The sequence below is a fragment of the Micromonospora sp. LOL_024 genome (assembly GCF_048060415.1).
Lineage (GTDB): Bacteria > Actinomycetota > Actinomycetes > Mycobacteriales > Micromonosporaceae > Micromonospora.
On the sequence record NZ_JBHMIS010000001.1, the window covers coordinates 757,194 to 778,987 of the forward strand.

The following is a 21,794-nucleotide window of genomic DNA, read 5'->3' on the forward strand; positions in this document are numbered from 1 at the left end:
GATGTCGCTGCTCGCCAGATTCAGCCTCGCCAACCGTGGGTTGGTAGCCCTCATCGCGGTGGTGACCACCGCGTTGGGTGTGTACGCCGTGCCGTCGCTGAAGCAGCAACTTTTACCGTCGTTGGAATTCCCGGCCGCGTTCATCGTGGCCCCGTACCCCGGTGCCGCTCCGGAGGTCGTCGAGAACCAGGTCACCGAGCCGATCGAGAACAGCCTGCGTGGCATCGGCGGCCTCGACACCGTGACCTCGACCTCCCGGGAGGGCCTGACCACCATCCAGGTGCAGTACGAGTTCGGCACCGACCTCGACGACGTGGTCAGCCAGACGCAGGCCGCGCTGAGCCGCACCCGGCTGCCCGACGGCGTCGACCCACAGGTGATCGCGGGTAGCACCGACGACCTGCCGGCGGTGGTGCTGGCCGCGGCCGGCGACGGCGACGAGCGGGCGCTCGCCGCGAAGCTGCGCGACATCGTGGTGCCGGAGCTGGAGGCGATCGAGGGCGTCCGCGGCGTCGAACTGACCGGGGTACGGGACGAGCTCCTGGTGATCACGCCCGACCCGGCCAAGTTGGCCAGCGCGAAGCTGTCGCCGACGGTGATCGGCGCCGCGCTCAAGGCCAACGGGGTGGCGGTGCCTGCCGGTGCCGTGCAGGACGGCGAGCGGGCACTGCCGGTGCAGGTGGGCGCGCCGCTGACCAGCGTGGCGGACCTGAGCGCCGTGATCGTCGCCCCGCCCGTCAAGAAGGCCGGGCCGGTACGGCTCGGCGACGTCGCCACGGTCTCCGAGCAGCTCGCCCCAGCCACCGCGATCACCCGTACCAACGGTCGGGAGAGCCTGGGTATCGCGGTCACTGCGGGGCCGGACGGCAACGCGGTGGACATTTCGCACGCGGTCGCCGACCGCCTGGCCGACCTGCGCGCCGCCACCGGGGCCGAGTTGACCGTCGTGCTCGACCAGGCGCCGTTCGTGGAGAAGTCGATCGAGACGCTGAGCACCGAGGGCCTGCTCGGCCTGACTATGGCCGTGCTGGTCATCCTGGTGTTCCTGTTGTCGGTACGCTCGACGGTGGTCACCGCGGTCTCCATCCCGCTGTCCGTGGTGGTCGCGCTGATCGCGCTCTGGATCGGTGACTACTCGCTGAACCTGCTCACGCTCGGCGCCCTGACGGTCGCGGTCGGCCGGGTGGTGGACGACTCGATCGTGGTGCTGGAGAACGTCAAACGACACCTGTCGTACGGCGGGCCGAAGCGGGAGGCGATCCTCACCGCCGTACGTGAGGTGGCCGGCGCGGTGACCGCCTCCACGCTGACCACGGTGGCGGTCTTCGCGCCGATCGCACTGGTCGGCGGCTTCGTCGGTCAGCTCTTCGCGCCCTTCGCGATCACGGTCACCGTGGCGTTGCTCGCCTCGCTGCTGGTGTCGCTGACGGTGATCCCGGTGCTGGCGTACTGGTTCCTCAAGCCGGTGACCGGCGCGGTCGACGGGGCTGCCGTGCGCCGGGCCGCCGAGGTGCGCGAGCTGCGTAGCCCGCTGCAGCGGGCCTACCTGCCGGTCATCCGGTTCGCCACCGGGCGGCGGGCGTACCGGTGGGCCACCCTGGCGACGGGCCTGCTGGTGCTGGTCGGCACCTTCGGCCTGGCCCGCCAGTTGGAGACCAACTTCCTGGACGACTCCGGCCAGGACACCCTCAACATCCGGCAGGAACTGCCGGTGGGCATCGGGCTGGCCGGCACCGACGCGGCGGCCCGGCGGGTCGAGGCGGTGCTGGCGGACACCCCGGGCGTGCGGTCGTACCAGGTCACCGCCGGCGGTGGGGACACGCCCTGGGCCGGCAACGCCGGCAACAATGTGGCCAGCTACGCGCTGCTGCTCGGCGAGGAGACCGACGCCAAGGAGATGCGTGGGGTCCTGCGGGACCGGTTCGCGGTGCTCGGCCCCGAGGCGGGCGAGATCACCTTCCCGGCCGGCCAGGGCGGGACGTCCGGCAACGAGTTGGCGGTGGTGGTGCGGGCGGCCGACTCGGAGGCGCTCGCCGGTGCCGCGGAGCGGGCCCGGGCCACGTTGGCCGGCATCCAGGGGGTCGAGGACGTCTCGACCACCCTCGCCGACCGGGTGCCGCGTGTCGACGTGACCGTCGACCGCGAGGCCGCCAGCCGGGTCGGGCTCACCGAGGCCGCGGTCGGCCAGCTGGTGACGCAGGCGTTCCGCGGTACGCCGCTCGGGCAGCTGACCATCGACGGCGACGCGCGGGACGTGGTGTTGCGCCTCTCGGCGCAGCCGCCGGTGACGGTGGAGGAACTGCGGGCGTTGCCGGTCGGCGCGCTCAAGCTGGACGACATCGCCGATGTCACCGAGGCCGAGGGGCCGCAGCAGGTACGGCGAATCGACGGCGAGCGCAGCGTGACGGTGACCGGCACGGTCGCGGGCTCCGACCTCGGCGCGATAAGTGCGGAGCTGCAACGCGAGCTCGACGGGATCAACCTGCCCGGCGTCACGCTGACTCTCGGTGGAGTCAGCGCTGAGCAGCGGGAGACCTTCGCCGATCTGGGTTTGGCGGTGCTGGCCGCGATCGCGATCGTCTTTTTGATCATGATGGCCACGTTCCGTAGCGTGGTCCAGGCGCTGATCCTGCTGGTCTCCATCCCGTTCGCGGCCACCGGCGCGGTCGCCCTGCTGCTGGCCACCGGCACCGCGCTGAGCGTGCCGGCGCTGATCGGCGTGCTCATGCTGGTCGGCATCGTGGTGACCAACGCGATCGTGCTGCTGGATCTGGTCAACCAGTACCGCGCCCGGGGGATGGGAGTGCGGGAGGCGGTGGTCGAGGGCGGACGTCACCGGCTGCGGCCGATCCTGATGACCGCGATCGCCACCATCTTCGCGCTGATGCCGATGGCCTTCGGGCTCACCGGCGAGGGCGGCTTCATCTCCCGCCCGCTGGCGCTCGTGGTGATCGGTGGACTGCTCTCCTCCACCCTGCTCACGCTGATCCTGGTGCCCACGCTGTACGCCATGGTGGAGGACACCAAGATGTCGTGGGGCGCCTGGCGTCGACGGCGCTTCGGCGCACGCGGCGACGACGAGCGTGCGGGGCAGCAGGACGCGCCCGAGCCGGGTCCCGCCGACCGGGCCCCGGTGGCGGCCGGGGTCGGTGCCGAGGACGACCCGGGGCGCAAACGGGAGAGCCGGCCGGTGCCGGCGGCACCCACCGGGGCGTTGATCGAGAACACCGACCAGTTCGAGGTGCTCCGGCTGCCGAAGGGCCGCAACTCACCCTTCCCGAAGGGGGACTAGCCGCCGCTCCGGCCGCTGAGGCGGTGTCCGCACACCGACTCGGCGGCCGGCGGCGGCCCGGTAGGGTCCGCTGGTGGCGTCCACCCTCTCGGTTCTCACCCGCAATCGGAACTTCCGTAACCTGTTCCTGGCCGAGCTGGTGGTCTTCGGCGCTGACTGGTTCGTCATGGTGCCGCTGCTCGTGCTGCTGCCCAAACTGACCGGCAGCGGCGTGTGGGGTGCGTTGGTGCTCGCCGTGGACACCGGCATCGTGGCGTTGCTGCTGCCGTATACCGGCACCATCGCGGACCGGTTCGACCGGCGCAAAATCATGATCGTCGCGAACGTCGCGGCACTGGTCGGTGTGCTGCTGTTGCTGGGCGTACGCAGCGCCGGCACGGCCTGGCTGGCGATGCTCGGCATCGGTGTGGTCGCGGTGGCCAAGGCCCTCTACTCGCCGGCGGCACAGGCCGCCCTGCCGAACGTGCTCGACCCGGAGGAGATGGCCGCGGGCATCGCGGTGGCCGGGTCGGCCTGGGGCACAATGACCATTGTCGGCGCGTCGCTCGGCGGCGTGCTCAGCGCCGTCGCCGGGCCGTACGTGTGTTTCTGGGTGGGCGCGGCGGCGCTGGTGGCCGCCGCGGGCCTGGCCACGCTCATCCGCCGGCCGTTGCAGGCGCCGCGTGAACAGGGTGCCGTGCCGCAGACCTGGGCGGCCATCCGCGAGGCGCTGGCCTACATCGGGCACCGCCCGCGGGTCCTGGCGCTGGTGACGGTCAAGTCGGCGGTGGGGCTCGGCAACGGCGTGCTGACCGTCTTCCCGCTGCTCGCCGGGGTGTACGGGGTGGGCGCGCTCGGCGCCGGCCTGCTGTTCGCCGTTCGCGGTGCCGGTGCCCTGGCCGGCCCGATCCTGATGCGCCGGCTGCTGACCCGGCGCGCCTGGCTGCTGCCCGGACTGGCGCTGTCCATGTCGGCGTACGGTCTGGCCTACCTCGGCACCTCGGTGGTGACCTGGTTCCCCCTGGTGCTCGTCCTGGTCTTCGTGGCGCACTTCGCCGGTGGCAGCAACTGGGTGATGTCCAACTTCGCGTTGCAGGGCGAGGTTCCGGACCGGTTGCGGGGTCGGGTCTTCGCCACCGACATGATGCTGGCGACCCTGGCTATCTCCGTCAGCCAACTGGTGGTGGCGGCAGTGGTGGACGTGGTGGACGAGCGGGTCGTGCTGGCCGGCTGCGGCCTGGTCACCCTGACCTACGCGGTCGGTTGGCGGGTCGCCACCCGACATCTGTCGCTGAACGCGCCGGCCGCGGCGCCGCGGCGCACCGCGCTGCCCTAGCATGGGTGGGTGCCGACCACATTCGTCGCTGGCCCGGCCCGGGTCCGGACCCCTGCCACCAGTGCGAACCTGGGGCCGGGCTTCGACACGCTGGGCCTGGCCCTCGCGCTGCACGACGACGTCTCCGCGGCGGTGACGGCCGACGGCGTGACCGTGTCGGTGACCGGACAGGGGGCTGGCGAACTGCCGGCCGACGAGGGGCATCTGGTGGTCCGCGCGATGCGGGCGACCTTCGACGTACTCGGCGGGCAGCCGTCGGGGCTGGCGGTGGAGTGCGTCAACCGCATCCCGCAGGCGCGTGGGCTCGGCTCCTCCTCGGCGGCGATCGTCGCCGGTGTGTTGCTGGCCCGGGCGCTGGTCACCGACGGGGAACACCGTCTCGACGAGGTCGCCGTGCTGCGGCTGGCCGCCCAGATCGAGGGCCATCCGGACAATGTGGCGCCCTGTCTGCTCGGCGGCTTCACCGTGGCCTGGACGGAGCCGTCCGGCGCGCGGGCGGTGTCGGTGCCGGTGGGCGACAGCGTACGCCCGACGGTGCTGGTTCCCGCCGAGCGTGGGCTTACCGCGTCGGCCCGTGCGGCGTTGCCGGCGACCGTGCCGCACGGCGACGCCGCGTTCAACGCCGGTCGGGCGGCGCTGCTGATGCACGCGTTGACCACCCAGCCGGCGCTGTTGTTGCCGGCCACCGTCGACCGGCTGCACCAGCACTATCGCGCGCCCTCGATGCCGGGGACGGCAGCCCTGGTCAGCGAGTTGCGTGCGGCCGGCGTGGCCGCTGTGGTCAGTGGGGCCGGGCCGACCGTGCTCGCCCTGTCCGAGCTGCCCGAGGGCTTTGATGCGGGAACAGCCTGGCGACTGCTACGGTTGGCGGTAGAGGTACGCGGCGCACAGGTCGGGCGGGGTAAACTCGGACACGCGGAGCGGGACCCTGTTGCCGCAGGTCGGAAGAGTTGATTACGCTCTAGACTCAGCACAGCCGCGAAGCATGCGATCTCCTGCGGGTCGGCGCACCCCCGAAGCTCTCGGCGGTAAGCCCGTCACCCCTGCCTAGGCCCACGCCGCACCGCAGTCTTCACTGGTCGCCGCAGACGGCGAAACCCGCTCGCCAGATCCTCTGGCGGGTCGGGCTACCGACCGGCTGCTGTGTTACAGACTCCCGCGAAGCGTCATGCGAGGCGGGTGCACCGAGGCCGCCCGGCCACCTGTTGTCGATTCCGGGCAGCCCCGGCCTTACCGAGGGAAGGAATCCATTGAGCGACACCACCGACGTGACGTCGGATGTTTCCAACGTCGCTGGCGATGCCACCACCGCTGCTCCTGCCCGTCGCCGGCGCAGCGGCACGGGTCTGTCGGCGATGCTGCTGCCGGAACTGCAGAGCCTTGCCGCGTCGCTCGGCATCTCGGGCACGGCTCGCATGCGCAAGGGCGAGCTGATCAGCGCGATCACCGAGCGACAGGGTGCCGCCGGGGCCCCTCGACCGCGGGCCGAGGTCGCGGCGGCCGCTGCACCGGCCCGCGAGGAGGTCCACGCGGAGGTACGGGACGCGGGTGAGCGGCCGGAAGGCGAGCGCCGTGGCGCCGAGCAACCGGCGGCGAGCGTCGAGAACGAGGGCCGTGGTCGTACCCGGCGCAGCCGAACCGCCGTGGCGGAATCCCGTACCGAGGAGCCGGCCGCCGGGGGCGACCGGTCCGAGGACCGGTCCGGTCGCGACCGCGGCGAGCGGCCTGCCGAGCGCGCCGATCGTGGCGAGCGTGCCGCCGACCGTGGTGAGCGGGCTGATCGTGCGGAGCGCGGTACCGAGCGCGGCGAGCGTGATCGCGGTGAGCGGGCTGACCGTGGTGAGCGCGGCAGCGACCGTGGCGAGCGTGACCGTGGTGAGCGCGGCAGCGACCGCAGTGACCGCAGTGACCGCAGTGACCGGGGTGATAGGGGACAGCGCGCCGAGCGGGACAACGACGGCGACGACGACGACAGTGGCGGCCGGCGCAGCCGGCGTAGCCGCTTCCGGGACCGTCGGCGGGGCCGCAGTGACCGTGGTGAGTCCGGCGGCGACAGCGGTGGTCGTGAGCCGCAGGTCGGCGACGACGACGTGCTCGTCCCGGTGGCCGGCATCGTCGATGTGCTCGACAACTACGCCTTCGTCCGGACCACCGGCTACCTGGCCGGCCCGAACGACGTGTACGTGTCGATGTCCCAGATCAAGAAGTACGGCCTGCGACGCGGTGACGCGATCACTGGTGCGGTGCGGGCGGCACGCGACGGTGAGCAGCGGCGCGACAAGTACAACCCGCTGGTTCGGCTGGACACCATCAACGGGATGGAGCCGGACGAGGCCAAGCGCCGGCCGGAGTTCTACAAGCTCACTCCGCTGTACCCGCAGGAGCGGCTGCGGCTGGAGAGCGAGCCGCACATCCTCACCACCCGGTTGATCGACCTGGTCATGCCGATCGGCAAGGGGCAGCGGGCGTTGATCGTCTCGCCGCCGAAGGCCGGTAAGACGATGGTGCTGCAGGCGATCGCGAACGCGATCACGCACAACAACCCGGAGTGCCACCTGATGGTGGTGCTGGTCGACGAGCGGCCCGAAGAGGTCACCGACATGCAGCGGTCGGTCAAGGGCGAGGTCGTCGCGGCCACGTTCGACCGCCCGCCGCAGGACCACACCACGGTCGCCGAGTTGGCGATCGAGCGGGCCAAGCGCCTTGTCGAGTTGGGCCACGACGTGGTCGTGCTGCTCGACTCGGTGACCCGGCTCGGTCGGTCGTACAATCTGGCGGCGCCGGCCAGCGGCCGGATCATGTCCGGTGGTATCGACTCCACCGCGCTCTACCCGCCGAAGCGGTTCCTCGGCGCGGCCCGCAACATCGAGAACGGCGGCTCGCTGACCATTCTCGCCACCGCCCTGGTGGAGACCGGGTCCATGGCGGACACGGTCATCTTCGAGGAGTTCAAGGGCACCGGCAATGCGGAGTTGAAGCTGGACCGGAAGATCGCCGACAAGCGGACCTTCCCGGCCATCGACATCCACCCTTCCGGCACGCGCAAGGAGGAGATCCTGCTCGCGCCGGAGGAGTTGGCCATCGTGCACAAGCTCCGCAAGGTGCTGCACTCGCTGGACTCGCAGGCGGCGCTCGACCTCCTGCTGGACCGGCTCAAGCAGTCCCGGACCAACATCGAGTTCCTGATGCAGATCGCCAAGTCAACGCCGGGGGAGTGACCTCCGCCGGAACAGTTCCGAGCAGTACGCCGAGGGGCGTGGCCGACACCGGCCGCGCCCCTCGGCGTACTGCGGTTCCGGTACCGGCCGCGTCCCGCGCCTGCGCAGGGGACGCGGCGGGCCGGGCACCGGGCGGGACGAATGCCTCGCCAGGCAGCGGGAATGCTCAGAGACGACCCGCTGTTGACCTGGTCGGACCAGCGGCGCGGCCCGCTTTCCGGGTCGGCCGACGCCCATGGCACACTGGTCAATCGGCCACCGGTTCCGGTTCACGCCCCAACAAGTGCGCGAGCGGCGCACCAGGGCGACCCGGCGACCACGACGAGAGGACCGAGGCGAGATGAAGTCCAACATTCACCCGGAGTACGTGACCACCGAGGTGACCTGCACCTGCGGCAGCACCTTCAACACCCGCAGCACCGCCAAGGGCGGCTCGATCCACGTCGAGACGTGCAGCGCGTGCCACCCGTTCTACACGGGCAAGCAGCGTGTCCTGGACACCGCTGGTCGGGTCGCGAAGTTCCAGCAGAAGTACGCCAAGGTTCAGGCCAAGAAAGCCAAGTAGCTCCTCGTCCGACGCCCGCGTCCGGTTCAGCGCCGGACGCGGGCGTCGGCCGTCTGTGTCCGGAATGCCCGCGTCCTAGGAGCGAAACCCAGCATGAGCAGCGAACGCCTGGCCGCACTCCTCGACGAGTACGCCGAGTTGGAGGAACGGCTGGCCGACCCGGCCATCCACGCCGACCAGGGCACGGCCCGGCGAGTCGGCCGCCGGTACGCCGAGTTGGCGTCGTTGAACAAGGCGGCGGGCGAGCTGCGGCGGGCGCGTGCGGATCTCGCCGCCGCGCGGGAGTTGGCCGCCGAGGACGGCTCCTTCGCGGCCGAGGCCGAGGCGATCGCGGCGACACTGCCGGGGCTGGAGGGACGGCTCGCCGAGCTGCTGATACCGCGCGATCCGCACGACGCCAAGGACGTCATCGTCGAGATCAAGGCCGGCGAGGGCGGGGAGGAGTCGGCGTTGTTCGCCGCGGACCTGCTGCGGATGTACACCCGGTACGCGGAGCGGCACGGCTGGCTCACCGAGGTGCTCGACGCCCAGGACTCCGACCTGGGCGGGGTGAAGGACGTCTCGTTGGCGATCAAGACCAGGGGCGTGCCCGAGGGGGGCAACGGCGTCTGGTCCCGGTTGAAATGGGAGGGCGGCGTGCACCGGGTGCAGCGGGTCCCGGTCACCGAGTCGCAGGGGCGGATCCACACCAGCGCCGCTGGCGTACTTGTGCTGCCGGAGGCCGAGGAGGTCGACGTCACCGTCGACCCCAACGAGCTGCGCATCGACGTCTTCCGCTCCTCCGGGCCGGGCGGCCAGTCGGTGAACACCACCGACTCGGCGGTGCGGATCACCCACCTGCCCACCGGAATCGTGGTCTCCTGCCAGAACGAGAAGTCGCAGCTACAGAACCGCGAGCAGGCGATGCGGATTTTGCGCGCCCGGCTGCTCGCCGCGGTACAGGAGCAGGCCGACGCGGCCGCCTCGGACGCCCGCAAGGCCCAGGTGCGCACCGTGGACCGGTCCGAGCGGATCCGCACGTACAACTTCCCGCAGAACCGGATCACCGACCATCGGATCGGGTACACGGCGTACAACCTCGACCTGGCGCTCGCCGGGGACCTGGACGGCGTGCTCGACGCCCTCGGCCAGGCAGACCGGTCGGCCCGCCTGGCCGGCGACGCGGAGTTGGCCCGCCGCTGACGCCGGTCAGGCGGACCGGGGCCGGGCCTTGGCCCGCAGCATCTCCCGGTCGGCGGCCTCGAAGGCGGCGCCGAGCGCGTCCCGCTGACCTGGCCCGGCGGCACTGACCTGGGACAGGCCGATGCTCACCCCGACCGGGGTGCCCGGCACCAGTGACTCCCAGTCCTCGGCGCGCACGGCGGCGTCGATGCGGTGGGCCACCTCGGTCGCCTCGGTCATCTCCGCGCCGGGCAGCACCACCACGAACTCGTCGCCGCCGTAGCGGGCCACGAAATCTCCCCGGCGCATCACCCTGTTGATCACTCCGGCGACGCGCTGGAGGACCAGGTCCCCCGAGTGGTGTCCGTGCCGGGTGTTGACCGCTTTGAATCCGTCCAGGTCGCAGACGCCGAGCACCACCCGTTCGCCCCGGGCGACGACCGCCGCGATGTAGCGTTCCAGCCGGCGCCGGTTCGGCAGCCCGGTCAGCGGATCCGTCAGCGCCTCGCCCTCGAAGCGCGCCGCCTCGCGCCGCATCTCCTCGTGGTCGATCCGGGCGGCGATGCCGTCGATGTAGACGTCGCGGAGCCGGTCGTGGCGCTGGGCGGCCAGCCGGAAGGCCAACCGGTCGGCCCGGTGCGCCCCCGCGTGGTCGCCCGCTCGCCCCAGGGCCAGGCTGCGCAGCCGGGCGGACTCGGCCGCGCCGAGCGTCTCGACGGCGACGTGTACGGTCTCCAGCCGGCTGACCGCCTCGATCGGACGTCCGTCGGCGATGGCCAGGCAGACCTGGCCGAGCTGGCGCATGTCGCGGGCGCGGGCGCTGTCCGCGCCGTGCCCGAGCAGCCGGTCCGGTGCGCTGTCCCCGGAGTCGGGGACACCGTCGCCGAGAGCGGCCCGGCGGGCCGCGGCGTACCCGTAGGCGGCCAGGCTGCTGGGGCGCAGCCGGGCAGCGCGTCCGGCGGTGACGAACCGGTCGAGGTCGCCGGCGACGTCACGCAGAACGCGCAGGCAACCGTCGCTGTCCCCGGTATGGTCCAGGGCAACCGCGTTGCGCAGCCGGATACCGGGGGCGGCGAACGTCTCCTCGGGGATCGCGGCGGCGGTGCCGAGTTGCCGGGCGCGCTCGATCGCGCCGAGTGCGTAACCGTGGAAGCTGAGGTAGGAGTAGGCCATCGCGAGGTCGTGCCAGCCCCAGGCGGTGTCCCGGTCCGGGTCTGCCACGGCCCCGAGCGCCCGGGCCGCCTTCACCAGGTGCGTCACGCAGCGGTCCAGCGCGCCCTGGTGGTGGGCGGCCAACGCGGCTAGCGCGTTGAGGTGCCCGTGCAGGTAGGGCTCGGCGAGGTCGCGGACCGCGCCGGAGGCCTCCTCGATGGCGCGGGTGTACTCGGCGGTGCGACCGAGATTGATCAGTGTGGAGAGCCGCTGTACGAGCGCGTCGGCCCGGGTGTGTGTATCCCGGGTGGTACGCAGCACCCGGTCGAGGATCGCGTACGCCTCGGCAGAGCGGCTGACCTCCTGCAATGCCCGCGCTTTCGTCAGGACGTCAACCTGGTCATCGACCCGGTCGAGCCAAGCCACCCGCGACCTCCTGTCGGCGTGTCGCCGACTGCACCCGCTTATGCACGTGCACCGCGACGATTCATGATTATTGCGTGACCACCGTGCCGCAACACCCGTCCGAAGGGACGAGACGTCACCGTCCCTCTCCCGCGCTGGCCCGAGCCGCCCGCGACCTCGCGTCGGCCGGCGTGGTCTCGGCCCGGGCGGAGGCGGAGTTGCTGGCCGCCCACGTGCTCCAACTGCCCCGGGGACGATTGGCTCTCGCGGACGGGTTCACCGACAGTCAGCTCGACGTCTACCACACGCTGGTGGCTCGGCGGTGCCGGCGGGAGCCCCTGCAACACCTCACCGGCCGCGCCGGCTTCCGGCATCTGGAGCTGGCCGTCGGGCCGGGCGTCTTCGTGCCACGTCCCGAGACCGAACTGCTCGCCGGCTGGGGCGTCGAGCGGGCCCGGCAGGCCGGTCGGGCCGGCAGCGCGCAGCCGCTGGTGGTGGATCTGTGCAGCGGGTCCGGGGCGATCGCGTTGTCGGTGGCTCACGAGGTGCCCGGGGCCCGGGTGGTCGCGGTGGAACGCTCACCCGCCGCGCTGTCCTGGCTGCGGCGCAACGCGGCGGCCCGGGTCGCGGCGGGAGACCGGCCGATCGAGGTGGTCGAGGCGGACGTCACCGACCCGGATCTGCTGGCCGAGCTGGTCGGTCGGGTCGACGTGCTGCTGTGCAACCCGCCGTACGTCCCGCAGACGGTGGCCGTGCCGCCGGAGGTGGCCGGGCACGACCCGGCGGAGGCGGTGTTCGGCGGCACCGACGGCCTCGCCGTCATCCGTCCGGTGGCCGACCGGGCGGCGGCCCTGCTGCGCCCCGGTGGCGGGCTGGGCATCGAGCACGACGACAGCCACGGTACGGCGGTACCCCGACTGCTCACCGCGCACGGCCGATACGTGTCGATCGCCGACCACCGCGACCTCGCTGGCCGGCCCCGTTTTGTCGCGGCGTCCCGCCGGGCGGACCGCCCGACAGCCGATCCGGCCCGGACGTGGCAGACTGGCTCCTCGTGATGCTCTACGACTGCCGGTCGCTTGCCGACCGGGACCGCGGCATCGCTGCGGCCATCGAGGCGGTCCGCAACGGTGAGCTGGTTGTCCTGCCCACCGACACGGTCTACGGGATCGGCGCGGACGCGTTCACCCCGTACGCGGTCAGGGCGCTGCTGGACGCCAAGGGTGCGGCGCACGTGCCACCGCCGGTGCTGATCGGCTCCAGGCACACCCTCGACGGGCTGACCTACACGCTGCCGGCAGCGGCCCGGGACCTGGTGGCGGCGTTCTGGCCGGGGGCGCTCACCATCCTGGTGAGGCACTCGGCGAGTCTGCGGTGGGAACTCGGCGACGACAGCGGCACGGTCGCGGTGCGCATGCCGTTGCACCCGGTGGCGCTGGAGGTGCTGCGCGAGACCGGGCCGATGGCGGTGGCTTCGGCCAACAAGGCCGGTAGGCCGGCCGCGCTCACCGCCGACCAGGCACGGGACCAGTTGGCGTACTCCGTGCGCGCCTACCTGGAGGCCGGGCCGGCGGTGGATCCGGTGCCGAGCACGATCGTGGACCTGACCGGTGACGAACCGGTGCTCGTCCGGGAGGGCGCGATCGATGTGGCCCGGCTGCGCGACGTGGTGCCACAGCTGCGCGAGAGCCAGGAGGCGTAGGTGCCGCCTTTCACCGTCCTGCACGTGTGCATGGGGAACATCTGCCGTTCGCCGATGGCCGAGCGGCTGCTCAGCCTCGCCGTGGGCGGGCGGCTTGCCCGGCGTGCCGTCGATCCGGCCCGGGCAGAGGCGTTGGTGCACAGCCACAGCGCGGGCACCGGCGGCTGGCACGCCGGCGAGGAGATGAACCCGCCGGCCGCCCGCCAGGTCGTCACCCGGGGCGGCACGGTGGACGGGTTCGCCGCCCGCAAGCTGCGCTCCGACCACATCGACGCCGCCGACCTGGTCCTGACCGCGACCGCCGACCAGCAGGAGTACGTGGTCGCGTTGCGTCCCGATGCGGCCTCCCGCACCTTCGTGCTGGGCGAGTTCGGCCGGCTGCTGGCCGTCCTGGATCCGGCGATGCTGCCGGCGGCCGAGGCCACCGCGGATGCCCTCCACGCGCGTGGGGTGGCGCTGGTCGAGGCGGCGCACGTGTCTCGCCAGGGGACGACTCCGCTTGCCACCGACGATCTCGACGACCCGTGGGGGCGCGGCGACCAGTGCTTCAGCCGGGTGGCCGACGAGATCGAGGAGACGGTGCATCCGCTCGCGGCTGTCCTGCTCCCCTGATCGGTGAATGTCATCCGGGTTTGAGGGAAAAGCGCGGCAGAAGGGGCAATTAGCCCCATTCTGGGGGAGTCCTGCCGGCTCCTGCGGGGAGAGCTGATGACCCGGGCGTTCCTGCCGAAGATCTTCACCGTCCTGCTGGCCGGCGTCCTGGCCGGCCTGGCGCTGGCGGCGGCGGCCCTGCCGGCCGCCTTGGTGTTCGGCATCGGCTTCTCGGCGCTCGCCGCGCCCTACGCAGAGTTGCCCAACACGCTGCGTACGGCGCCGACGGCCCAACGGTCCAACCTGTACGCCAACGACGGCACCACCCTGATCACCTCCTTCTACCAGGAGGACCGGGTGGACGTGCCGCTCCACGCGGTGGCTCCGGTGATGCGTCAGGCCATCGTCGCCGCCGAGGACGCCCGCTTCCACGAGCACAGCGGGGTGGACCTGCGGGGCATCGTACGGGCGTTCACCGTCAACCGGCGCGACGGCACCACCCGGCAGGGCGCCTCCACCCTCACCATGCAGTACGTCCGTAACGTGCTGAGCACCGACCCGCGGCTGACCGAGGCGCAACGGGTGGCGGCCACCGAGGTGAGCACCGCTCGCAAGATCCAGGAAATCCGGTACGCGCTGGCGTTGGAGCGTGAGCTGACCAAGGACCAGATCATGGTCCGCTACCTCAACATCGCGTACTTCGGTGCCGGCGCCTACGGCGTCGCGGCAGCCAGCAAGCGCTACTTCTCCACCTCACCGGCCAAGCTCACCCTGGCCCAGGCGGCACTGCTGGCCGGGCTGGTCCGGTCACCGGACAGCGACGACCCGATCAACGGGGACGCGGACAGCGCGACCGAGCGCCGTGGGTACGTGTTGGACCGGATGGTCGAGTCGGGCCACCTCACGCCCGACGTGGCGGCCCGGGCCCGGGCCGAGCCGTTGAACCTGCGCCCCAGCGGAACCCCGAACGACTGCACCGCCGTGCCCGAGGGGCACAACGACTGGGCCTTCTTCTGCGACTGGTTCACCCGCTGGTGGAACGACCAGAAGGCGTTCGGCGGCAGCGTCGACGAGCGGCAACGCGCCCTGCGCCGGGGCGGCTTCACGATCGTCTCCTCGCTCGACCCGGGCGTGCAGCGGGCCACCACCGAGCAGGTGCGCCGGATCTATCCGGTGGAGCATCCGCACGCCCTGCCGACCGCCGTCGTACAGCCCGGCACCGGGCGGGTGGTCGCGATGTCGGTCAACCGGGTCTACAGCGTGGCGGCCAACCCGAATGGACAGCAGAACCATCCCAACACCGTCAACCAGCTGGTCGCCGGTGGCGGCACCATCGTCGGCTACCAGGCCGGCTCGGCGTTCAAGCTCTTCACCATGCTGGCCGCCCTGGAGGCCGGGCTGCCGCTGCGTACCGTGTTCGACGCCCCACGGCGGATCGTCACCGACTTCCGGATCAGCGGCGAGGCGAGCTGCGGTGGGTACTGGTGCCCGGAGAACGCCAGCTCCTCGCTGAGTGGCGAGCACGACATGTGGTCCGCGTTCGGCAACTCGGTCAACACCTACTTCGCCTGGCTGACCGAGCAGGTCGGCGCGGACCGGGCGGTGGAGATGGCCGAGCGCCTGGGCATCGTCTTCCGGGCCGGGGACGACGAGCAGCTGGCCCGGCACGGGGCCCGCGAGTGGGGGCCGTTCACGCTCGGGGTTTCCGCGACCACCCCGCTCGACCTGGCCGGGGCGTACGCGACGCTGGCCGCCGAGGGCACCTGGTGCGCGCCGACGCCGGTCACCTCGATCACCGACGCCGACGGCCGCGACGTCGCCGCCGGAGCACCGGACTGTCGCCAGGTGCTCGACGTCGACGTGGCCCGGGCGGCGGCGGACGCTGCCCGCTGTCCGGTCGGCGACCAGTCCATGTACCACGGCTGTGCCGGCGGCACGGCCACCGGGCTGCGTGGCCAGCTGGGCCGGCCGGTGGCGGGCAAGACCGGCAGCTCCGAGCGGTACGCCACGGAGACCGTCGTGGCATTCACCCCGCAGTTGGCGGTCGCGGCGATGGCGACCAACCCCGACGAACCGCGCGACGCGGTCGGCCGGGCGGTGCAGACCGTCATGGTGGAAGGGGTGGGTGAGATCCTCTCCTTCGCCCTGCGGGACGAGCCGGTACGTGACTTCGTGCCGCCCAGCGAGACGACCGCCTGGCGGCTCACCGGTCAACGCGCCGGTAACTGATCCGGGACCCGCTTGGCTCCCAACGCGATGTTGCGGGCCATCCCGCCGAAGACCAGCGCGTGGAACGGCGCCACCGCGGCCCAGTAGGCGTGGCCGATCAGCCCTTTGGGCAGGAACACCGCCCGCTGCCGGTACGTGACCCCGCCGGTGTCGTCCTGCTGCACCCGCATCTCCAGCCAGGCACGGCCGGGTAGGCGCATCTCGGCGCGTAGCCGCAGCAGTTCTCCCGGCACGATTTCCTCCACCCGCCAGAAGTCCAGCGCCTCGCCCACCCGCAGTCGGTGCGGGTGCCGCCGGCCGCGGCGCAACCCCACCCCGCCGGCGAGCCGGTCCAGCCACCCCCGAACCGACCAGGCCAGCGGGAACGAGTACCAGCCGTGCTCGCCGCCAACCCCCTCGATCACCCGCCACAATGCCTCCGGCGAGGCCGCCACCGCCTGTTCCCGCACGTCCGTGTAGGCGGTGCCGCCGCTCCAGTCCGGGTCGCTGGGCAACGGCTCGGCGGGCGCGTCTCCGCCGGCCGCGCTCGACCAGCGGGTCTCCACCTGGGCATCGCGGACCGTGGTAAGGGCCAGCTCGACCGCCCGGTCGAAGCCGATCAAGCCGTCCGGCGGGTCCGGGAGGTAGGCCGCGATGTCGTGCTCCTGCGCGACCGCCTCGTGCACCAGGCTCTCCACCAACGGCCGGGCGAGCTTGTTGGGCACCGGGGTGACGAAACCGACCCAGTACGACGAGAGGGTCGGCGTCAGCGGCCGTACCGGCAGCAGCAGCCGGCGGGGGAGCCCGGCCACCCGTGCGTAGCGCTGCATCATCTCACCGAAGGTCAGCACGTCCGGGCCGGCGATGTCGAAGGCGCGGTTGACCTGCGGCGGCAGCCCGACGCAGTCCACCAGGTAGCGCAGCACATCGCGGACGGCGATCGGCTGGATGCGGTTGCTGACCCAGCGCGGCGTGACCATCACCGGCAACCGCTCGGTCAGGTAGCGCAGCATCTCGAAGGAGGCCGAGCCGGAGCCGAGGATCACCGCAGCCCGCAGCACCACCGTGGGCACGCCGCTGTGCAGCATGATCTTGCCCACCTCGCTGCGGGAGCGCAGGTGGGCCGAGGAGGCGTAGCCGGCGGCCGGCTGTGGCCCGCCCAGGTAGACGATCCGTCGTACGCCGGCTGCGCGGGCAGCCTCGACGAAGGCCGTGGCGGCCTGCCGGTCGACAATCTCGAAGCTGGCCTGGCCGAGCGAATGCACCAGGTAGTACGCCACGTCGACGTCGTCGAACACCCCGGCCAGGGTCTCCGGCCGGCCCAGGTCACCCTCGACCACCTCGACCTGTGCTGCCCACGGGACGTCCCGTAGCCGTCCGGCCCGCCGGGCCAGGCAGCGCACCGTGTGTCCCTCAGCCAGCAGGCGGGGGGCCAGCCGCCCGCCGATGTATCCCGTCGCACCGGTCACCAGGCATCTCATGGCTTCCAGTCTGCGGTCTCCTAGACTTTGGCGCTGTGAAGACCGTCAAGGGCACCTTCTGGGGGCCGGATTTCGAGCAACTCAGCACGACCGACCCGGAGATCGCGGAGGTGGTGCTCGGCGAGCTCGACCGGCTGCGTGGTGGCCTGCAACTGATCGCCAGCGAAAACCTCACCTCGCCGGCGGTGCTCGCCGCGCTGGGGTCGACGCTGACCAACAAGTACGCCGAGGGGTACCCCGGCCGGCGCTACTACGGCGGCTGCGCGCAGGTGGACCGGGCCGAGGAGATCGGCATCGCCCGGGCGAAGGACCTCTTCGGCGCCGCGCACGCCAACCTCCAGCCGCACTCCGGTGCCAGCGCCAACCTGGCCGCCTACGCGGCGCTGGTACAGCCCGGCGACACGGTGCTGGCGATGGAGTTGGCGCACGGCGGGCACCTGACCCACGGCAGCCGGGTCAACTTCTCCGGCAAGTGGTTCCACACCGTCGGCTACACCGTCCGGCAGGACACCGAGCTGATCGACTACGACGAGGTACGCGACCTCGCTCGCGCGCACCGGCCCAAGGTGATCATCTGTGGGGCGACGGCGTACCCGCGGCTGATCGACTTCGCGCTGTTCCGGGAGATCGCCGACTCCGTCGGCGCGTACCTGATGGTGGACGCGGCGCACTTCATCGGGCTGGTCGCCGGGCAGGCGATCCCGTCCCCGGTGCCGTACGCCGACGTGGTCTGCGCGACCACGCACAAGGTGCTGCGCGGTCCACGCGGCGGCATGATCCTGTGCCGGGAGCCGCTGGCCGAGCGGATCGACAAGGCGGTCTTCCCGTTCACCCAGGGCGGTCCGCTCATGCACGCCGTGGCGGCGAAGGCGGTTGCGCTGCACGAGGCGGCCCAGCCGGCGTACCGCACGTACGCCACGCAGGTGGTGGCCAACGCGCGGGCGCTGGCCGACGGGCTGGCGGCCGAGGGGATGCGCCCGGTCTCAGGCGGCACCGACACCCACCTGACCCTGATCGACCTGCGGGAGACCGGAGTGAGTGGAGCCGAGGCGGAGGCACGCTGCGACGCGGCGGCCATCACGCTCAACAAGAACGCGATCCCGTACGACCCGCGCAAGCCGATGGTCGCCTCGGGCATCCGGGTGGGCACCCCGGGCGTCACCACCCAGGCGATGGCGGAGCCGCAGATGCGCCAGATCGCCGAGCTGGTCGGCCGAGCCGTGCGGACCGACCCGGCGGCGTCGGGCGGGACCGGTGAGCTGGCCCGGATCGCCGCCGACGTGGCCGAGCTGGTCGGCGCCTTCCCGGCGTACCCCCGATGAGCGCGCCGGATGCCGGCGGGCCCGCAACGGACGTGCCCCGTGCCGGCGAGCCCGGTGCGATCCGGGCCCGGCTGCCGTATCTGCGCCTGTCGCTGCTCGCCTGCGCCGTGCTGGCCGTGGTCGCGGTGCCGGCCGCCGCGGTGCTGCGCGGCCCGACCGGCGCGGCCGGGGTGGCCGCCGGGATCGCCCTGGTGATCGTCAGCTACCTGATCTCCGGACTCTCGGTGGCCTGGGCCGACGCGGTCCACCCGAGACTGATCATGTCGGTGGGCCTGGTCACCTACGTCACGAAGATCGTCATTCTGGGCGTGGTGATGGCGGCCGTCGCGGCCACCGGCTGGCCGGGTCTGCCGGACATGGGCGTGGCCATCATCGCGGCCGTGGTGGTGTGGACGGGTGCCCACCTGACCTGGGCTCTCCGCTCCCCGCTGCCCACGGTGGACCGGTCGTCGGGTCACTGACCGTACGGCTGGCGTTATCCCGGCGTTTCATCGGCCTGTTCGGCCGGCCGAACAGGAGTAGGCTAGGCCCGGCTTGACGCGCCCGCACCCGCCCGCACGCTGTTCGCAGTGTGGGGGGTGCCGCACACTCGCGAAACACCCGACTGATAGTGTTCGCCTCGTCATGGCCGACAATCCACACCGCGAAAGCGCCGACGAACACTCGTCGGAAGGCGTGGCCGGAGCCGTTCTCGGCTACCTGCTCGCCGGCATCGTGGTGTGGGGATTCCTCGGCTGGTTGGCGGGGGAGTTCCTCGGTGCGCCGACCGGCGTGGGGATCGCCGTGGGCATGATGCTCGGCGCAGCCGGAGCGATCTACCTGATCATGAAGAGGCTCGGTGCCTGAGTTCCGGCACGCGTGGGTCTGTCGAGTGCGGAGGATGACACGGTGAGTGGACAGCTTGTCGCCGCTGAGGGCCTTCCCTGGCCCCCCAGCGTCGGAGACTTCTACCCGCCGGATCTCGCCGGTCCGTGGGTCACGAAGTTCACGCTTATGGTCTGGCTGGCCGTCGGGCTGTTGATCATCTTCTTCATGGCCACCTACCGGAACCCGAAGCTGGTGCCGAGCAAGGGCCAGTGGTACGCGGAGTCGATCTACGGCCTGGTCCGGGACAACATCGCCCGCGAGCAGATGGGCAAGGACGGCATCCGGTTCGCGCCCTACTTCACCGTGCTGTTCTGCTTCATCGTGGTGACCAACCTCTTCGGCATCGTCCCGGGGTTGCAGATCTCGCCGAACTCGCACATCGCCTTCCCGATCGTGCTCGCCGTGATCACCTACGTGATGTACCTCTACATCGGTGTCCGCAAGCAGGGACTGGGCCGCTACCTCAAGCAGAGCCTGATCATCCCGGGCGTGCCGTGGCCGATGCACTTTCTGCTGATCCCGATCGAGTTCCTGCAGAATTTCATCAACCGACCGGTCACGCTGGCGGTCCGACTCTTCGCCAACATGTTCGCCGGTCACCTGATCCTGCTGGTCTTCACCGTCGGTGGTTTCGTGATGCTCGCCTCGGACAACATCTTCATCCAGGTGACCTCGGTCTTCTCGTTCGCGATGGCGATTCTGATGGCCTTCTTCGAGGTGCTCGTCGCGCTGCTGCAGGCATATGTCTTCGTCACCCTGACCGCCAACTACATCGGCACGTCGCTCTCCGACGGGCACTGATCCACAGACTTAGGCGGGCCGCCCGGCCCGACCAAGCTTTCGGTACGACCGCGTACGCGTGAAGCCTCACGCGTCTACTAGGAGGAATACCCGCAATGAGCGCTATTGCCGCCATCGAGGGCAGCGTCAACACCATCGGCTACGGCCTCGCCGCCATCGGCCCCGGCATCGGTGTCGCCCTGGTCTTCGCGGCCTACATCCAGGCCAGCGCCCGCCAGCCGGAGTCCGCCGGCTACAACCGCACCTGGCTGGTCCTGGGCTTCGCGCTGGTCGAGGCGCTCGCCCTGTTCGGCCTGGTCCTCGCGTTCGCAGTCTGACACCTCGCCCGACGCGACCCGGAGGTCTGACATGAATCTCGCCGCCGAAGGCGTGGAGCACCACCCGCTCGTGCCGATCTGGCAGGAGCTCGTCGTCGGCACGATCGCCTTCGCCCTGCTCTGCTTCGTCCTGATGAAGTTCGTCATGCCGCGCATGGAGGCGATGTACCAGGCGCGGGTCGACGCGATCGAGGGCGGACTCAAGCGTGCCGAGGCAGCTCAGGCCGAGGCCAACCAACTGCTGGAGCAGTACCGGGCCCAGCTCGCCGAGGTGCGTACCGAGGCGGCCAAGATCCGGGACGACGCCCGCGCCGACGCCGAGTCGATCCGGACCGAGATCCTCGCCAAGGCCCGGGAGGAGTCCGACCGGATCATCGCCGCCGGCCGGGACTCGCTGGCCGTGGAGCGCCAGACCATCGTGCGTGAGCTGCGCGCGGAGGTCGGCGGCCTCGCGGTCGACCTGGCCAGCCGGATCGTGGGCGAGTCGCTCGCCGACGAGGCCCGCCGCAAGGGCACCGTCGAACGTTTCCTCACCGATCTCGAGAGCGCGGGGGCCCGCTGATGCGAGCTGCCAGCCGGGAGTCCTACTCCGTCGCGGTGACGCGGCTGGAGGAGTACCTCCGGGGGGCCGAGCCGTCGGCCGCCGCCACCACCGGCGGGGAGCTGCTCACCGTGGCGGACCTGCTGCGGCGTGAGGTCCGGCTGCGCCGGGCGCTCTCCGATCCGGCCCGTCCGGGCGAGGACCGGGCCGGCCTGTTGACCGGGGTGCTCTCCGGCAAGGTCGGTGCGGACCCGCTGGAGCTGCTCGACACCCTGGTCACCGGCCGATGGTCGGCACCGTCGGAGCTGCTCGACGCGGTCGAGCGCCTCGGTGTGCAGGCCCTGCTCGGCAGCGTGGACCGTGCCGGTGAACTCGGCGAGGTGGAGGACGAGCTGTTCCGTTTCGGCCAGGTGGTCGCCGCGGATCGGCAGCTCTCCAACACCCTGTCCGACCCGATCGCACCGGTGGCCCAGCGGGCCGAGCTGGTCGGGATGCTCCTGAACGGCAAGGCCCGGCCGGTGACCGTGCGACTGGTGGAGGCGGCCCTGGCCGGCTTCGGTGGCCGGTCGTTCTCTGCCGGGCTGACCCGACTGGTGGAGCTCGCGGCGGACCGTCGCGACCGGCAGGTCGCGTACGTCACCGTCGCGGCACCGCTGACCGAGGACGAGGAACGCCGGCTGGGCGACCGGCTCTCGACCATCTACGGCCGGGAGGTCGCCGTGAAGTTTACGGTTGACCCGACGGTCCTCGGTGGAGCGAGTGTCCGGGTGGGCTCGGACCTGTACGACGGGACGATCCTGCGCCGCCTCAACGAGACCCGTAACGCGCTCGCGAAGCGCTGACCAACACCCCGTGA

General features: G+C 71.7%; 19 protein-coding genes. 17 read left to right on the top strand and 2 right to left on the bottom strand.

Annotated elements, in window-relative coordinates; genetic code table 11:
- Position 1 precedes the first annotated feature (1 nt).
- The 6 genes from ACFHWY_RS03710 (at position 2) to prfA (ending at position 9,572) form a co-directional block, all read left to right on the top strand.
- A complete protein-coding gene (locus tag ACFHWY_RS03710) occupies positions 2-3,292 on the top strand; it encodes an efflux RND transporter permease subunit (protein WP_416578609.1) in 3,291 nt (1,096 codons plus the stop codon).
- A gap of 73 nt (positions 3,293-3,365) precedes the next feature.
- Complete coding sequence (locus ACFHWY_RS03715; RefSeq protein ID WP_416578610.1) at positions 3,366-4,607, top strand: MFS transporter; 1,242 nt, start codon at positions 3,366-3,368, stop codon at positions 4,605-4,607.
- Between the two features lie 9 nt (positions 4,608-4,616).
- Entirely contained in the window at positions 4,617-5,561 is a 945-nt protein-coding gene (thrB, locus tag ACFHWY_RS03720; protein WP_416578611.1) for a homoserine kinase, read from the top strand.
- A gap of 296 nt (positions 5,562-5,857) precedes the next feature.
- Complete coding sequence (gene rho / locus ACFHWY_RS03725) at positions 5,858-7,825, top strand: transcription termination factor Rho (protein WP_416578612.1); 1,968 nt, start codon at positions 5,858-5,860, stop codon at positions 7,823-7,825.
- Positions 7,826-8,165: 340 nt separating this feature from the next.
- Positions 8,166-8,390 carry a 50S ribosomal protein L31 gene (gene rpmE, locus ACFHWY_RS03730; RefSeq protein WP_416578613.1) on the top strand — a complete coding sequence of 75 codons (225 nt, stop codon included), beginning with the start codon at positions 8,166-8,168 and terminating at the stop codon, positions 8,388-8,390.
- A 93-nt stretch (positions 8,391-8,483) separates the two neighbouring features.
- Complete coding sequence (gene prfA / locus ACFHWY_RS03735; protein ID WP_416578614.1) at positions 8,484-9,572, top strand: peptide chain release factor 1; 1,089 nt, start codon at positions 8,484-8,486, stop codon at positions 9,570-9,572.
- 6 nt (positions 9,573-9,578) lie between these two features.
- On the opposite strand, the gene ACFHWY_RS03740 is transcribed toward prfA, so the two are convergent.
- Positions 9,579-11,129: a diguanylate cyclase domain-containing protein gene (locus ACFHWY_RS03740; protein WP_416578615.1), complete on the bottom strand. Its 1,551-nt coding sequence runs from the start codon at positions 11,127-11,129 to the stop codon at positions 9,579-9,581.
- 74 nt (positions 11,130-11,203) lie between these two features.
- On the opposite strand from ACFHWY_RS03740, the gene prmC reads away from it, so the two are divergent.
- From prmC to ACFHWY_RS03760, 4 genes are all read left to right on the top strand, one after another.
- Entirely contained in the window at positions 11,204-12,166 is a 963-nt protein-coding gene (prmC, locus tag ACFHWY_RS03745) for a peptide chain release factor N(5)-glutamine methyltransferase (RefSeq protein ID WP_416578616.1), read from the top strand.
- Positions 12,145-12,810, top strand: a complete 666-nt coding sequence (locus ACFHWY_RS03750; RefSeq protein WP_416578617.1) for an L-threonylcarbamoyladenylate synthase — start codon at positions 12,145-12,147, stop codon at positions 12,808-12,810. The genes prmC and ACFHWY_RS03750 overlap by 22 nt, the downstream gene beginning before the upstream one ends.
- The gene (locus tag ACFHWY_RS03755) at positions 12,811-13,422 is read left to right on the top strand and encodes a phosphotyrosine protein phosphatase (protein ID WP_416578618.1); all 612 of its coding nucleotides are present in this window, start codon (positions 12,811-12,813) and stop codon (positions 13,420-13,422) included.
- Positions 13,423-13,518: 96 nt separating this feature from the next.
- Positions 13,519-15,630: a transglycosylase domain-containing protein gene (locus tag ACFHWY_RS03760; protein WP_416578619.1), complete on the top strand. Its 2,112-nt coding sequence runs from the start codon at positions 13,519-13,521 to the stop codon at positions 15,628-15,630.
- On the opposite strand, the gene ACFHWY_RS03765 is transcribed toward ACFHWY_RS03760, so the two are convergent.
- Complete coding sequence (locus tag ACFHWY_RS03765; protein WP_416578620.1) at positions 15,612-17,090, bottom strand: SDR family oxidoreductase; 1,479 nt, start codon at positions 17,088-17,090, stop codon at positions 15,612-15,614. The genes ACFHWY_RS03760 and ACFHWY_RS03765 overlap by 19 nt on opposite strands.
- Positions 17,091-17,125: 35 nt before the next feature.
- Here ACFHWY_RS03765 and glyA point away from each other — a divergent pair, with 35 nt between their 5' ends.
- From glyA to ACFHWY_RS03800, 7 genes are all read left to right on the top strand, one after another.
- Entirely contained in the window at positions 17,126-18,412 is a 1,287-nt protein-coding gene (glyA, locus tag ACFHWY_RS03770) for a serine hydroxymethyltransferase (protein WP_416578621.1), read from the top strand.
- On the top strand, positions 18,409-18,873 hold the full coding sequence (locus ACFHWY_RS03775; protein ID WP_416578622.1) for a hypothetical protein: 465 nt from the start codon (positions 18,409-18,411) through the stop codon (positions 18,871-18,873). Before glyA ends, ACFHWY_RS03775 begins: the two co-directional genes overlap by 4 nt.
- Before the next feature lie 163 nt (positions 18,874-19,036).
- Entirely contained in the window at positions 19,037-19,258 is a 222-nt protein-coding gene (locus ACFHWY_RS03780; protein ID WP_416578623.1) for a hypothetical protein, read from the top strand.
- Positions 19,259-19,300: 42 nt separating this feature from the next.
- On the top strand, positions 19,301-20,080 hold the full coding sequence (gene atpB / locus ACFHWY_RS03785) for a F0F1 ATP synthase subunit A (protein WP_416578624.1): 780 nt from the start codon (positions 19,301-19,303) through the stop codon (positions 20,078-20,080).
- A gap of 95 nt (positions 20,081-20,175) precedes the next feature.
- Complete coding sequence (atpE, locus tag ACFHWY_RS03790; protein WP_221082929.1) at positions 20,176-20,397, top strand: ATP synthase F0 subunit C; 222 nt, start codon at positions 20,176-20,178, stop codon at positions 20,395-20,397.
- Between the two features lie 31 nt (positions 20,398-20,428).
- On the top strand, positions 20,429-20,959 hold the full coding sequence (locus ACFHWY_RS03795) for a F0F1 ATP synthase subunit B (protein WP_416578625.1): 531 nt from the start codon (positions 20,429-20,431) through the stop codon (positions 20,957-20,959).
- Entirely contained in the window at positions 20,956-21,780 is an 825-nt protein-coding gene (locus tag ACFHWY_RS03800; protein ID WP_416578686.1) for a F0F1 ATP synthase subunit delta, read from the top strand. The genes ACFHWY_RS03795 and ACFHWY_RS03800 overlap by 4 nt, the downstream gene beginning before the upstream one ends.
- Positions 21,781-21,794: the final 14 nt, after the last annotated feature.

Bases quoted from the DNA above. Each gene is read 5' to 3' on its own strand.
- ACFHWY_RS03795 (WP_416578625.1), top strand. From the start codon at position 20,429: ATGAATCTCGCCGCCGAAGGCGTGGAGCACCACCCGCTCGTGCCGATC.
- atpE (WP_221082929.1), top strand. From the start codon at position 20,176: ATGAGCGCTATTGCCGCCATCGAGGGCAGCGTCAACACCATCGGCTAC.
- ACFHWY_RS03765 (WP_416578620.1), bottom strand. From the start codon at position 17,090: ATGAGATGCCTGGTGACCGGTGCGACGGGATACATCGGCGGGCGGCTG.
- ACFHWY_RS03760 (WP_416578619.1), top strand. From the start codon at position 13,519: ATGACCCGGGCGTTCCTGCCGAAGATCTTCACCGTCCTGCTGGCCGGC.
- prfA (WP_416578614.1), top strand. From the start codon at position 8,484: ATGAGCAGCGAACGCCTGGCCGCACTCCTCGACGAGTACGCCGAGTTG.
- ACFHWY_RS03710 (WP_416578609.1), top strand. From the start codon at position 2: ATGTCGCTGCTCGCCAGATTCAGCCTCGCCAACCGTGGGTTGGTAGCC.
- ACFHWY_RS03780 (WP_416578623.1), top strand. From the start codon at position 19,037: ATGGCCGACAATCCACACCGCGAAAGCGCCGACGAACACTCGTCGGAA.
- rpmE (WP_416578613.1), top strand. From the start codon at position 8,166: ATGAAGTCCAACATTCACCCGGAGTACGTGACCACCGAGGTGACCTGC.
- ACFHWY_RS03775 (WP_416578622.1), top strand. From the start codon at position 18,409: ATGAGCGCGCCGGATGCCGGCGGGCCCGCAACGGACGTGCCCCGTGCC.